11 protein-coding genes are annotated in these 13,247 nt (G+C 73.4%); 9 read left to right on the forward strand and 2 right to left on the reverse strand.

The genetic code is table 11. The annotated features are described in order from the left end of the window. Nucleotides 1–75 precede the first annotated feature (75 nt). A complete protein-coding gene (locus K329_RS0107180) occupies nucleotides 76–1,803 on the forward strand; it encodes a DEAD/DEAH box helicase (protein WP_028472498.1) in 1,728 nt (575 codons plus the stop codon). A gap of 499 nt (nucleotides 1,804–2,302) precedes the next feature. On the opposite strand, the gene K329_RS0107185 is transcribed toward K329_RS0107180, so the two are convergent. Further along, nucleotides 2,303–3,610: a citrate synthase gene (locus K329_RS0107185; protein ID WP_028472499.1), complete on the reverse strand. Its 1,308-nt coding sequence runs from the start codon at nucleotides 3,608–3,610 to the stop codon at nucleotides 2,303–2,305. Between the two features lie 377 nt (nucleotides 3,611–3,987). Between K329_RS0107185 and rplM the strand changes: the two genes are divergently transcribed. Genes rplM through glmM form a run of 3 tightly spaced genes read left to right on the forward strand, consistent with a single transcriptional unit; the run spans nucleotide 3,988 to nucleotide 6,383 of the window. Continuing rightward, a complete protein-coding gene (rplM, locus tag K329_RS0107190) occupies nucleotides 3,988–4,431 on the forward strand; it encodes a 50S ribosomal protein L13 (RefSeq protein WP_028472500.1) in 444 nt (147 codons plus the stop codon). Between the two features lie 58 nt (nucleotides 4,432–4,489). Further along, nucleotides 4,490–5,008 (forward strand): 30S ribosomal protein S9, encoded by a 519-nt coding sequence (gene rpsI, locus K329_RS25295; RefSeq protein ID WP_425411472.1) that lies wholly within the window; start codon nucleotides 4,490–4,492, stop codon nucleotides 5,006–5,008. 22 nt (nucleotides 5,009–5,030) lie between these two features. Then, the gene (glmM, locus tag K329_RS0107200) at nucleotides 5,031–6,383 is read left to right on the forward strand and encodes a phosphoglucosamine mutase (protein ID WP_028472502.1); all 1,353 of its coding nucleotides are present in this window, start codon (nucleotides 5,031–5,033) and stop codon (nucleotides 6,381–6,383) included. 22 nt (nucleotides 6,384–6,405) lie between these two features. Here glmM and K329_RS0107205 read toward each other — a convergent pair whose 3' ends face one another. Beyond that, nucleotides 6,406–7,410, reverse strand: a complete 1,005-nt coding sequence (locus tag K329_RS0107205; protein ID WP_043642549.1) for a YihY/virulence factor BrkB family protein — start codon at nucleotides 7,408–7,410, stop codon at nucleotides 6,406–6,408. 47 nt (nucleotides 7,411–7,457) lie between these two features. Between K329_RS0107205 and K329_RS0107210 the strand changes: the two genes are divergently transcribed. The 5 genes from K329_RS0107210 (at nucleotide 7,458) to K329_RS0107230 (ending at nucleotide 13,246) form a co-directional block, all read left to right on the forward strand. After that, nucleotides 7,458–7,889: an organic hydroperoxide resistance protein gene (locus K329_RS0107210; protein ID WP_028472504.1), complete on the forward strand. Its 432-nt coding sequence runs from the start codon at nucleotides 7,458–7,460 to the stop codon at nucleotides 7,887–7,889. A gap of 77 nt (nucleotides 7,890–7,966) precedes the next feature. Beyond that, on the forward strand, nucleotides 7,967–9,010 hold the full coding sequence (locus K329_RS0107215) for a GNAT family N-acetyltransferase (protein WP_028472505.1): 1,044 nt from the start codon (nucleotides 7,967–7,969) through the stop codon (nucleotides 9,008–9,010). 37 nt (nucleotides 9,011–9,047) lie between these two features. Then, complete coding sequence (locus tag K329_RS0107220) at nucleotides 9,048–10,478, forward strand: TerD family protein (RefSeq protein WP_157571619.1); 1,431 nt, start codon at nucleotides 9,048–9,050, stop codon at nucleotides 10,476–10,478. An 84-nt stretch (nucleotides 10,479–10,562) separates the two neighbouring features. Next, nucleotides 10,563–12,317, forward strand: a complete 1,755-nt coding sequence (locus K329_RS0107225; RefSeq protein WP_028472507.1) for a TerD family protein — start codon at nucleotides 10,563–10,565, stop codon at nucleotides 12,315–12,317. A 14-nt stretch (nucleotides 12,318–12,331) separates the two neighbouring features. Next, the gene (locus K329_RS0107230) at nucleotides 12,332–13,246 is read left to right on the forward strand and encodes a DUF8017 domain-containing protein (RefSeq protein WP_028472508.1); all 915 of its coding nucleotides are present in this window, start codon (nucleotides 12,332–12,334) and stop codon (nucleotides 13,244–13,246) included. The last annotated feature ends 1 nt before the right edge of the window (nucleotide 13,247 follow it).

Here is a 13,247-nt window from a genome sequence, read left to right on the forward strand (position 1 = left end):
GCCGACGACGGGTCGGACGAGGATCACCTGCCCGCTGAAGCGGCGGATCGGCCATCTATTCACTACCGTGGTCGGGTGAGCCAGCAGGAGCAGACAGAACCAGAGCCCGTGACCTTCGCCGACCTCGGCCTCGGTGAGGCCGTGCTGAAGGCGCTGAAGGGCGTCGGCTACGAGCGGCCGTCGGCCATCCAGGAGCAGACGATCCCGCCCCTGCTGGCCGGCAGCGACGTCGTGGGCCTCGCCCAGACCGGCACGGGCAAGACGGCGGCGTTCGCGCTCCCGATCCTCGACCGGCTCGACCTGCGCCAGAAGACCCCGCAGGCGCTCGTGCTCGCACCGACCCGTGAGCTCGCGCTCCAGGTCTGCGAGGCCTTCGAGAAGTACGCCAGCGGCAGCCGCGTCAGCGTGCTCCCCGTGTACGGCGGCCAGGGGTACGGCGTGCAGCTCTCCGCCCTGCGCCGCGGCGTCCACGTCGTCGTCGGGACGCCCGGTCGGATCATGGACCACCTCGACAAGGGCACCCTCGACCTCACCGAGCTGCGGTTCCTCGTGCTCGACGAGGCCGACGAGATGCTGAAGATGGGCTTCGCGGAGGACGTCGAGACGATCCTCGCGGACACGCCCGACGACAAGCAGGTCGCGCTCTTCAGCGCGACGATGCCGCCGCAGATCCGCCGCCTGTCGAAGAAGTACCTCACCGATCCGATCGAGATCACGGTGAAGAACAAGACGGCCACGGCGCCCAACATCACGCAGCGCTACCTCATCTGCAGCTACCCGCAGAAGGTCGACGCCCTCACGCGCATCCTCGAGGTCGAGAACTTCGAGGGCATGATCGTCTTCGTCCGCACCAAGCAGGAGACGGAGTCGCTCGCCGAGAAGCTGCGCGCCCGCGGGTTCTCCGCCGCGGCCATCAACGGCGACGTGGCCCAGGTGCAGCGCGAGCGCACGGTCAACCAGCTGAAGTCCGCCAAGCTCGACATCCTCGTGGCCACCGACGTCGCGGCCCGCGGCCTCGACGTGGAGCGCATCAGCCACGTCGTGAACTACGACATCCCCACCGACCCGGAGTCGTACGTCCACCGGATCGGCCGCACCGGTCGCGCGGGCCGCTCGGGCGAGGCGATCTCCTTCGTGACCCCGCGCGAGAAGTACCTGCTGCGCCACATCGAGAAGGCCACCCGCCAGCCGCTGACGCAGATGAACCTGCCGAGCGTCGACGACGTGAACTCGACGCGCCTCGCGCGCTTCGACGACCAGATCACGACGGCCCTCACGTCGCCCCGCGTGGACTTCTTCCGCGACGTGGTCCGCCACTACCTCGAGGAGCACGACGTCCCCGAGGTCGACGTGGCCGCCGCCCTCGCCGTGGTGCTCCAGGGCGAGGAGCCCCTGCTCCTCGAGCCCGGTCCGGTGCAGCGCCCGGAGCGCGACCGCCCCGAGCGCGACCGTCCCGAGCGCGGCTCCCGGCCCGAGCAGGGCCGCGGGGCCCCGCGCGGCGAGCGGCGCCAGCGTCGTGAGTCGGACCAGCCGATGGCGACCTACCGGATCGCGGTCGGCAAGCGCCACAAGGTCGAGCCGCGCCAGATCGTCGGCGCCATCGCCAACGAGGGCAACCTGTCGCGCCGCGACTTCGGGCACATCGACATCCGCGCCGACCACTCGCTGGTCGAGCTGCCGGCCGAGCTCTCGCCGGCGACGTGGGACGCGCTCAAGAAGACGCGCGTCTCGGGCCAGCTCATCGAGCTGCAGCCGGACGGCGGCGCCCCCGCCGGCGGTCGCTCGCGCAAGCCCCGCCACTGAGCGACACCCCCGACGTACGACGAAGGGCCCCCGACCGGAGTGCGGTCGGGGGCCCTCGTGCGTCGGGTGATGCCGAGCCGGGCCCCGGGCCGCCCCCGTGGGGGCCGAGGAGTGTGGCGGACGGATGCGCCCGTTCCCGACGTGCGAACGCATCGGTCCGCCACACTGCGAGCGCAGCCTGGCGGCGAGAGTCGCCGGCCGGGCGGGAGAGAACGCGGACCGCGACCCTCCGGCCGGCGGGAACGCGGAGCTCCCCGGATGCACCGCCGGCGTGTCGCCGTCCGGCGTCCGCGTTTCCCCTCACGGGGCCCACGGGTCCGCGTTTCTCGTCACGGGGCGCACCGGTCCGCGTTTCCCGTCCTCCGCGGGCGCCAGCGACATGAGGGCCGCGGGAGCAATGCGCGAGACCCCGACGTACGACGAAGGGCCCCCGACCGGAGTGCGGTCGGGGGCCCTTCGGACGGAGCGGTCGCCGGGGCTCAGGCCCCGACGGTGCGACTCACGCCCAGCGCTGCGAGGCGGGGACGAAGTCGAGCGTGCGCTCGCCCGTGTAGATCTGCTTCGGGCGGGCGATCTTCTGCTCCTTGTCCTGCACGAGCTCGTTCCACTGCGCGAGCCAGCCCGGCGTACGGCCGATGGCGAACAGCACGGTGAACATCTCCGGCGGGAACTCCAGGGCCTCGTAGATCAGGCCCGAGTAGAAGTCCACGTTGGGGTAGAGCTTGCGCTTGACGAAGTACTCGTCCTCGAGGGCGATCTTCTCGAGCTCGAGCGCGATCTCCAGGAGCGGGTTGACCCCGGTGACCTCGAAGACGTCGTCGGCGGCCTTCTTGATGATGCGGGCGCGCGGGTCGTAGTTCTTGTAGACCCGGTGGCCGAACCCCATGAGGCGCTCGTTGCCGTTCTTCACGCCGTCGATGAAGGCGGGGATGTTCTCCTTCGACCCGATGCGCCGCAGCATGCGGAGCACGGCCTCGTTGGCGCCACCGTGCAGCGGGCCGAAGAGGGCGCCGATGCCGGCCGAGACCGCCGAGTAGGGGTCGACCTGCGAGGAGCCGACGGAGCGGACCGCGTTGGCCGAGCAGTTCTGCTCGTGGTCGGCGTGGAGGATGAACAGCACGTCGAGGGCCTTCACGAGACGCTCGTCGGGCTCGAACTTCGACTCGCTCATCTTGAAGAGCATCGAGAGGAAGTTGGCCGTGTAGGAGAGGTCGTTGTCCGGGTAGACGTAGGGCTTGCCCTGCGCGTGCCGGAACGACCAGGCGCCGAGCGTCGGCATCTTCGCGATCATGCGGACGATCTGCATGTGGCGGTTGGCCGGGTCGTCGATGTCGCGGGCCGCGGGGTAGAACGTCGAGAGGGCCCCCACGGACGACATCAGCATCCCCATGGGGTGCGCGTCGTAGCGGAAGCCCTGCATCAGCGACTTGACGTTCTCGTGCACGAAGGTGTGGTACGTGATCTCGTGCTCCCAGGCCGCGTACTCCTCCTTCGTGGGGAGAGCGCCGTGGATGAGCAGGTAGGCCACCTCGAGGAACGTGGAGCCCTCGGCCAGCTGCTCGATCGGGTACCCGCGGTACTCCAGGATGCCCTTGTCACCGTCGATGTAGGTGACCGAGCTCCGGCACGAGGCCGTGTTCGTGAAGCCGGGGTCGTACACGGCGAGACCGGGCAGGTCGTCGTCGGTCTTGATCTTGCCCAGGTCGGCGGCGCGGATGGTGCCGTCGACGATGGGGACGTCGTACTCCTGGCCGGTGCGGTTGTCGCGAACGGTCAGGGAGGCGCCCGGTGTTCCTGCGTCGGTCACGCTGACTCCTAGTCGTGCAGACGGGCGGCGGGCGCTCGATCAGGTGCACCTGCCGGATTGGGTCGGCCCTAACCTAGTCGTCCTGCGACGGTGGTCACGAACGGGGCCGGTTACCGACCAGTACGCGGTCGTGCCCGCGGCGCCGCCCGGCGGGCGTCCGGTCGTTTTGACCCGCTGTCGAGGGCCTGCGTATTCTTGTCGGTCGCGTCCCCTGCCGCGTCGTGGTCCTACGTCTCAACACGTGCGACACACCCACGATGCAGATCCGGACAGTCCCGCGAGGGACGAAGCCGGGCCGTGTTCGTCAGAGGACGTGGTTCCACCACCCGGTCGGCGACCTGCCGATCGGGACCAACGAACGAGAAGAAGGCATTTTCGTGCGCACGTACGCCCCGAAGCCCGCCGACATCACCCACGAGTGGCTCGTCATCGACGCCACCGACGTGGTCCTCGGCCGGCTCGCCGTCCAGGTGGCCACCCTCCTGCGCGGCAAGCACAAGCCCCAGTTCGCCCCCAACGCCGACACCGGTGACTTCGTCATCGTCGTCAACGCGGAGAAGGTGGCGCTGAGCGGCACCAAGAAGACCACCAAGTTCGTCTACCGCCACTCGGGCTACCCGGGCGGTCTGTCCGCCACCCCGATCGGCGAGCTCCTCGAGAAGGACGCGCGCAAGGCGATCGAGAACGCCGTGTGGGGCATGCTGCCGAAGAACCGCCTCGGCCGGCAGCAGCTGAAGAAGCTCAAGGTCTACTCGGGCCCGGAGCACCCTCACTCGGCCCAGCAGGCGAAGCCGTTCGAGATCAAGCAGGTCTCGCAGTGACGTCTGCCGTCACCCCCATCTCTTTCTCCACCGCCACCGCGCGAACCACCAAGGACCAGTGAGGAACACCGTGAGCACTCCCACTCCCGAGACCGAGGTCGAGGAGACCTTCGAGGTCAACGAGCAGGGCATCGCCTACAGCTCCGAGAGCACCCCGGGCGCCGACGCGCCCGAGCGCGTCGCGACCATCGCGCCCGCCGGTGCGACCGGCCGCCGCAAGCAGGCCGTCGCCCGCGTCCGCATCGTGCCGGGCACCGGCGTCTGGACGATCAACGGCCGTGAGCTCGACTCATACTTCCCGAACAAGCTGCACCAGCAGGTCGTGAACGAGCCCTTCGCCACGACCCAGCTCGAGGGTCGCTTCGACGTCATCGCCCGCATCCACGGCGGCGGCATCACCGGTCAGGCCGGCGCCCTGCGCCTCGGCGTGGCCCGCGCCCTCAACGCCGTCGACCTCGACGCGAACCGCGCCGTCCTCAAGAAGGCCGGTCTGCTCCGTCGCGACGCGCGCGTCATCGAGCGCAAGAAGGCCGGTCTCAAGAAGGCCCGCAAGGCTCCCCAGTTCAGCAAGCGCTGATCTGCGGTCTGCGTCTTTCTTCGTGACGCGACTCTTCGGCACGGACGGGGTCCGGGGCCTGGCCAACGGTGTGCTCACCGCTGAGCTGGCCCTGGACCTTTCCGTTGCTGCCGCCCACGTGCTCGCCGAGACCGGCGAGCTCTCCCACGTCGACGGCTCGCGGCCGGTGGCGGTCGTCGGACGCGACACCCGTGTCTCGGGGCAGTTCCTCGAGGCCGCGGTGGTCGCGGGCCTGGCGTCGGCCGGCGTGGATGTGCTGCTGCTCGGCGTCCTGCCGACTCCGGCGGTCGCCCACCTCACCGACGCGCTCGACGCCGACCTCGGCGTCATGCTGTCGGCGTCGCACAACCCGATGCCCGACAACGGCATCAAGTTCCTCTCCCGCGGGGGCGTCAAGCTCGACGACGCCGTCGAGCGGGCCATCGAGGCCCGTCTGCGCGAGCCCTGGCAGCGCCCGACGGGCGGCGCCGTGGGGCGCGTGTCGACGTACCCCCTCGGCCACGAGCAGTACGTCGCCCACCTGGCCTCGACGCTCACCTCGCCGCTGGCGGGGCTGACGCTGGTCGTGGACTGCGCCGAGGGCGCGGCGAGCGAGGTCGGCCCGGCCGCCCTGCGCGCCGCCGGCGCCGAGGTCGTGGCGATCCATGCCTCGCCCGACGGCCTGAACATCAACGACGGCTGCGGCTCCACCCACCTCGGTCCGCTGCGCGCGGCGGTGCTGGCCCACGGGGCCGACGCGGGCTTCGCGCTCGACGGCGACGCCGACCGCTGCCTCGCGGTGGACGCGAGCGGCGAGGTGGTCGACGGCGACCAGATCCTGGCGATCCTCGCGCTCGCGCTGAAGGAGTCGGGCGAGCTCGACGGCGACACCGTCGTGGCGACCGTCATGAGCAACCTCGGCTTCGTGCAGGCCCTGCGCAGCCACGGCATCGACGTGGCCGCCACGGCCGTGGGCGACCGCTACGTGCTCGAGGAGATGGGCGCGTCGAAGCGGGTGCTCGGGGGCGAGCAGTCCGGCCACGTGATCATGAGCCGCCACGCCACCACGGGAGACGGACTGCTCACCGCGCTGCACGTCGCCCAGCGCATGGCGACGACCGGCGCGACGCTCGCCGAGCTGGCCGGCGTCATGACCCGTCTGCCGCAGGTGCTGGTGAACGTGCCCGGCGTCGACAAGACCCGCACCGACGACGACGTGCTGCAGGCGGCCGTCGCCGAGGAGCAGGGCCGCCTGGGCGAGACGGGGCGCATCCTGCTCCGCGCGTCCGGCACCGAGGCCCTCGTGCGCGTCATGGTCGAGGCCCCGACGTCGGAGGAGGCGCAGGCGGTCGCCGCCCGCCTCGCCGAGGTCGTCCGCGCGCGCCTGTCGCTCTGACGGCCCTCGGTCGGTCGCCCGCTCAGACCGTCTTCTCGACCTGCGTGCCGTGGGGGCGGCCGGGGTCGTCGTACGCCGGCTCCGGCTCGCCCGCGCGGCAGGCCTCGAGCTGGGCGCACACCGCGGCCCCGTAGAAGAGCGCCATCGACGACAGCAGCGCCCACAGCAGGAGCGCGATGATGCCGGCGAGCGGCCCGTAGACGGTGCTGAACGAGCCGGACAGGGTCGTGTACGCCGCCAGCCCGGCCGTGGCGACGAGCACGAGCACGACGGTGATCGACGAGCCGAGGGCCACCCACGTGGGCGCGGGCTGCCGCCGGCGCGGAGCCTTCTCCAGCAGCACGGCGATCGTCACGACGAGCAGCACCAGTCCGACCGGCCACCGGCAGACGTTCCAGGTCGTGACCATCGCCTGGCTCCACCCGTAGTTCTCCTGCATCGCGAGGGCGAAGTCGCGCCCCGCCACCAGCAGCAGGAAGCCGAAGCCGACGGGGCCGGCGAGGCAGGCGGTGAGCACGGCGGCGCGGCCGTACTTCGCGAGCGCGGGCCGGTCGCGGCGGATGCCGTAGATGCGGTTCATCCCGCGCTCGACCTGGGCCATCGCGGTCGTCATCGACACCAGGGCGAACAGCAGGCCACCGCCGAGGGCGATCTCGCCGCCGATCTCCTGGGCGTCGTCGTCCGACTCCTCGTCGTCGGCCGCGGCGAGGGCGTCGGTGAGCGCGTCCGACTCGCCGGTGCCCGGCGAGACCGCGGCGACGGTGGCGGCGATGACCTGCGAGGGCTTCTCGGAGTCGACGTCGGCGGCGAGGCCGGTGAGGGCGAGCAGGAACGGCACGACCGCCAGCGACGCCTGGAGCGCGAGCCCGCGGCTGTTGGTGAACCCGTCGCCGAACCGGAACCGGACGAACGAGTCGACGAGCACCCGACGGACGCCGAGGCGTCGGACGAGGTGGAACGCGTCCTCGGCGTCGAGCTCCTCGCCGTCCATCTCCGTGGTGACGGGAACCGTGCGGGCGGTGGTCATGGCTCGGGAGCCTAGGGGCCCTGGGGTGCCGTCGTACGGTCGAGGGCATGACCAACACCCCGGACAAGATCGTGTACACCGCCCGCGCCTCCGTCACCGGCGGCCGCCAGGGACGGGCCGTGAGCGACGACGGCGTCCTCGACCTCGCGCTCACCGCCCCGAAGGAGATGGGCGGCCCCGGCACGGGCACGAACCCCGAGCAGCTCTTCGCGCTCGGGTACGGCGCGTGCTTCCAGGGCGCCCTCACCATGGTCGCCAAGTCGAAGGGCGTCGACGCCTCGGGCTCCACGCTCGACATCGCCGTCGGGTTCGGCCCGGACGACACCTCGTTCGCCCTCACCGTCGACATCACCGTGTCGATCCCCGGCGTGGACGACGCCACGGCCCAGGAGCTCGTCGACGGCGCCCACCAGGTCTGCCCGTACTCGCGCGCCACCCGCGGCAACGTGCCCGTCACGGTGAAGGGCCTGGGCGCCTGAGCCGTCCGACCGCACGGCGCGCGCGCCGTACGTAATTCGTTCGCCACGGGCGGCGGGCCTTCCTAGGCTCGTCGCCCGTGACGCACTCCAGCTCGGGACCGCCCGCCGACGTCGCCGTCGTCGACGTGCACGACGAGCGGGCGCTGCGCGCGTGGTGGGAGGTCGTGGCCGCGGTCGAGGCCGACCGCCCGACCGCGCCGTTCCCCGACTGGCCCGTCGCCCGGACCCGGCTCGTCGCGCCGCACCCGTCGGCCGAGGTCGTCCTGCACGTGGCGCGACGCGACGGCGAGGTCGTCGGCGCGGCCCGCACGAGCGTCCTGCTCGACGAGAACCCCCACCTCGGGCTGCCGGGGGTGTGGGTGGCCGCCCACCACCGCCGGTCCGGCGTCGGCAGCGCGTTGCTGCGGACGGGGGAGGCCTGGGCGGTGGAGCGCGGGCGCACGGTGCTGCTCACCGAGGTCCCGTCCGCGCTCGGCGCCACCGCGCCCGGCGTGCCCTTCGCGCAGGTCCACGGGTACGACGTGGCCGGCACCAACACCGTCCGGGCCGCCGACCTCCGGGCCACGGAGCCCACCTGGTCGGCCCTCGACGACCGGGTCGCGTCGGCCGGCTCGGACGCGACGGTGCAGGTCTTCGTCGGCGCGCCGCCGGCGCCGTACGACGCGCGCCTCTGCGCCCTGCTCGACCGGTTCGTCGACGAGATCCCGCTCGGGGACGTGGCCCTCGAGGGCGCGGCCTGGACGCCGGAGCTGGTGCGCACCCGCATCGCCGCGCAGGAGGCCGCCGGCCGGACGCGCCTGACGGTGCTGGCCCTCGGCGCCGACGGCTCGCCGGCCGGCTTCGCCGACGCCACGCTGTCGCCCGCCTCCCCGCGGCTCGCCGAGGTCGGGGGCACGCTGGTGCACCCGCAGCACCGGGGGCGTCGCCTGGGGCTCGCGCTGAAGCTGACGCTGCACCGGGAGCTGCGGGCCCGCTGGCCCGGCTGCCAGGTGGTGCGCACCGAGAACGCGGAGGTCAACGCGGCGATGGCGCACGTGAACGACCAGCTCGGGTACGTCGCGGTGGAGACGACCCGCGACCTGCAGAAGCGGCTCTCCCCGCCGTCCGGCGGGTCGGACTGACGACAGGCGCTCGCCCACTCCGATAGATTCACTCCTCGTGATCACCCTGACCAAGGGCGGCAACGCCCCGCTGTCCGTCAGCCGGCTCTCCGTGACCGTCGACGTGGCCGCCGCGGCGGACCTGTCGGCTCTTCTCGTGACCGAGTCCGGGAAGGTGCGCACCGACGCCGACTTCGTCTTCTACAACCAGCCGAACGGACCGGGCGTGACCTGCGTGCCGCCGGCCGGGGGCAGCCCCTGGCGGGTCGACGTCGACCTCGCGGCCGTGCCCGGCGACGTGCACGCCGTCCGCCTCGTCACCTCGCTCGACGACGGCGGCAAGGTGTTCGGCCAGGTCGGCCAGCCCGTGGCGCGGGTCGCGTCGAACGGGGCGCCGGTCGCCGAGTTCGCGATGACGGACCTCAACCGCGAGACGATCGTCGTCGCGGTCGAGCTCTACCGCCGCGGCACCGACTGGAAGGTCCGGGCCGTCGGTCGCGGGTACGACGGCGGACTCGCCGACCTGATCAAGGACCACGGCGTCAGCGTCGACGACGCCCCGGCGGCCCCGGCAGCCCCCGCGACGCCCCCGCCCGCTGCTGCTCCGCCGGCTCCCGCGGCGCCTCCCGCCGCTCCGTCGTACGGCGCCCCCGCCGCCCCCGCCGCCCCGGCCGCTCCGCCGGCAGCGCCGTCCTACGGCGCCCCCAGCACCCCGAGCGCACCGCCGTCGTACCCGCCGGCCGCGCCGACCTACGGCGCCCCGAGCGCCCCGCCGGCCGCTCCGTCGTACGGCGCCCCCAGCACGCCGCCCAGCACGCCGCCGAGCAGCACCTCGCCGTACGGCCAGCCGAGCCAGCCCCCCGCCCAGCAGCCCGCCCCGCAGGCCTCGGGCTCGGGCGAGGTCAGCCTCCGCAAGGGAGCACCCGTCTCGCTGTCGAAGGGCCAGCGCGTCAGCCTCAGCAAGGACGGCGGCCAGGCGCTCACCCACGTGCGGATGGGCCTCGGCTGGGACCCGCTGCGCAAGAAGGGCGTCTTCGGCTCGCGCGAGGTCGACATCGACCTCGACGCCTCGGTCGTGCTGTTCGCCGGCCAGCAGGCCGTCGACCTGGCGTTCTACAACAACCTCGTCACCCGGGACGGCTCGGTGCAGCACCAGGGCGACAACCGGACGGGCGAGGGTGACGGCGACGACGAGACGATCCTCGTCGACCTGACCCGCGTGCCCGTCCACGTCGACACGCTGGTGTTCATCGTGACGAGCTACACCGGCCAGACCTTCGAGCAGGTGCAGAACGCGTTCTGCCGCCTCATCGACCACAGCGACGGCGAGCTGGCCCGCTTCACCCTGGCCGGCGGCATGCCGTTCACGGCGCTGGTGATGGCCAAGTTCCAGCGGGACGGCTCGGGCTGGAAGATGCAGGCGATCGGCGAGGGCATCACGGCGAAGGCGCCGGGCGAGGCGATCCCGCAGCTCACGCGCTTCCTCTGAGCCGTCCGACGCGGTGACGCGTCGGGTCGTGCTCGGGGGAGCGCTCGGGGGAGCGGGCGGACGAGGGTCGGAGGGGACACGCACGTGGTGCACGCACTGGTGGCTGGTCAGAACCTGCCGTGGCCGGGCGAGACCTGCCTGCTGCGCGCCCCCGACCTGCTGGTGCTCGCCGTGCCGCTCGGCGCCGACGACCGGGTGCTGCCCGGCTCCCGTCCGGTGCACGGCACCGGCGCGGTGGCGGTCGGGCTGCCGGGCGTGCCCGTCACGGCGCAGCGGGTGGTCCTGCTCGGCGTGGTCGGGCCCGGCGCCCGCCCGGGCCCCGTGCGCCTCGAGGACGGCGACGGCACCGTCGTCGCGACCTTCGCCCCCGACGCCGCGCTGGCGGCCCCGCCCGACGGCGGCACCGGCGCGAGCGTCGTGGCGCTCGCCGAGCTGTACCGGCGGGCCGGCGTGTGGAAGCTGCGTGCCGTCGGCCGCGCCTACCCCGGCGGCCTCGGCGGTGTGGAGACCGCGCACGGCGTCCGGATCGCCGTGACGGAGAAGGCCGCGCCGCCCGCCCCCGCCCCCTCGGCGCCCTCGACACCCGCGCCCTCGAGCCCCGGACCCTCGGCACCGCCCCCGGCCGCCCGCCCGATCTCCGCGGTGAAGCCGGCGGTGGCGGCGCCGCGCCCGGGCCCCGCGCCGGCGTCGTCCGGCACCACCGCGGGAGCCGCCCCCGACCCCGCCCGTGCGCTCGAGCTGGTCGGCATGGTGCTCGAGGACGCCTCCCGCAGCGCCGCGTCGTACGAGTCGACGGTCGCGTACGCCGAGCGCGTGCTCGGCGAGGACGTCGAGAAGGTCGTGGCCGACCCGGCCCTCCGGGTCTCGGCCGACGGCGACCGCGCCCGTGACGACGCCCGCCGCCGCCGCGACGAGCTCGTGGTGCGGGCGGGCGAGGTGCACGTGCGGGAGCTGGCGACGCTGCGCACCGAGATCGCTGGCCTGGACCGGGTGTTCGGCGCCGGGATGGCCTCGTGGGAGCAGCTCCGGGTCCGCGGCGGCGACGCCGTCGCGGCCGACCGGGGCGACGCGCCGCCGGCGATCCGCGCGGGCGAGATCACGCTGCCGCACCTCGCGGACCTGCCCGGGGTCGACTTCCGCATGCCCATGCTCTGGAGGGTGCCGAGCACCCGCGCGCTGCTCGTGACCGACGACGACGGGGGCGAGGTCGTGGCGGCCCGGGTCGCCGCGGTGCTGGGCCTGCGCGCGCTGTTCGCGCTCGCGGTCTACCGGCCCCGGCTGGTGCTCGTCGACCTCGGCGGGGCCCGGGGCACCTACGGACTGCCCGCCGACCTGGTGCCCCCGCCGCTGACCACGCCGGCCGCCCTCCGAGCGCTGCTCGTCGACCTGGAGCGTCGCGCCGACCTGCTGGCGATGGCCCGTCAGGGCGGCGCGTGGAACGACCTCGACCAGGAGCTGCTGCGACCGGTCGTCGTCGTGATCACCGACGTGCCGACCGGCTGGGACGCCGCCGTGCTGCCGCTGGTGCACCAGCTGACGACCACGGGCCTCTCGGGCGTCCAGGTGATCCTCTCGGGTCCCGGCCGGCCCCCGCGGCTGGGCGGCGAGGACGGCCCGGTCGACGCGGCCTCCCACCTGCTCGGCCTCGTCTGGCGGGAGGCGATGCGCCTGCCCAGCGCCCCGGGCGGCGACCTCGCCGACTCCTTCGCAGGTGTGCGCTGGACCTTCCTGCCCGATCTCGGGCCGGACGACCCCGACCTGGTGCGTACGGTCATGGGCGGGCGGGTAGACGGCTGGGACACCAGCGTGCTCGGACCCGCCGGCGCTGGACCCGGATGATGGACGGAGACCCCATGAACGACCCCTCGTACGGCACGCCCGGCCTCCCCGAGCGACCCCCGACGAAGAAGACCTCGGGAGCGGTCGTGGCCGTGGCGAGCGTGGCCGCGGTCGCGCTGGTGGCGACGACCGCCGTGGTCGCCACGGCGTTCGTGAGGTCCGACGACGGCGACGACACGGCGGACCCGTCGAGCTCGGGCACGAGCGGCCAGGAGCCGTCGGACGACGCCTCGGAGGCGGGGACGGGCGGCTCGGAGAGCACCGCGCCCGGCGACGAGGGCTCGACCGCGACGCCCGACACCGACGCCGCGGACCTCCCGTCGTACTTCGACGACGGCCAGGTCGTGGCGGGCGACGCCCGCGACAACGCGCTCTTCCAGGTGCCGTCCGTCGACGACGGCTGGGTCGTGGAGCCCGACGGCAACCTCCGCGGGCTCGAGGGCCGGATGTCGACGGACCCCGACGACGAGTACGCCCGCGTGCTCGTCAACGGCGGCGCCCTCATCGGCGAGGACTACTGCGAGACCGACACCGCGGGCTACCGCGCCCTGGTCGGCCTCGGGCAGGTGTGGATCAACCCGTCGCCGACCGACGAGGTGGTGCGCACCCTCGGCGCCAACTGGGGCTTCGTGGCCTCGCTGCGGGAGGACGGGACGCGCATCGAGCGCCCGAACGAGGGCGTGCCCGACGTGGAGCCGTTCGAGCTGGCGGACGGCACCCAGACCCACCGCTCGACCATCGTCGTGCCCCAGGACCCCAACGACTGCGGCGTCACCGGCGTCGAGATCCAGGTCGTCGCGCTCAACTCCGGCGAGTTCACGACGACCCTCGTGGCCGTGCGCCCCGTGGGCATCGAGGACGAGGTGCCGGCCGAGACCATCACGCAGATCCAGCAGAGCTTCCAGATCGACGTGCCCGTCGAGAGCTGAT

It is taken from the genome of Nocardioides alkalitolerans DSM 16699 (assembly GCF_000426525.1).
Taxonomy (GTDB): Bacteria; Actinomycetota; Actinomycetes; order Propionibacteriales; family Nocardioidaceae; genus Nocardioides; species Nocardioides alkalitolerans.

What these genes read in the sequence shown, in the direction of transcription:
- K329_RS0107205 (WP_043642549.1), bottom strand. Translation starts at nt 7,410, where the DNA reads ATGACCACCGCCCGCACGGTTCCCGTCACCACGGAGATGGACGGCGAG.
- K329_RS0107210 (WP_028472504.1), top strand. Translation starts at nt 7,458, where the DNA reads ATGACCAACACCCCGGACAAGATCGTGTACACCGCCCGCGCCTCCGTC.
- K329_RS0107230 (WP_028472508.1), top strand. Translation starts at nt 12,332, where the DNA reads ATGAACGACCCCTCGTACGGCACGCCCGGCCTCCCCGAGCGACCCCCG.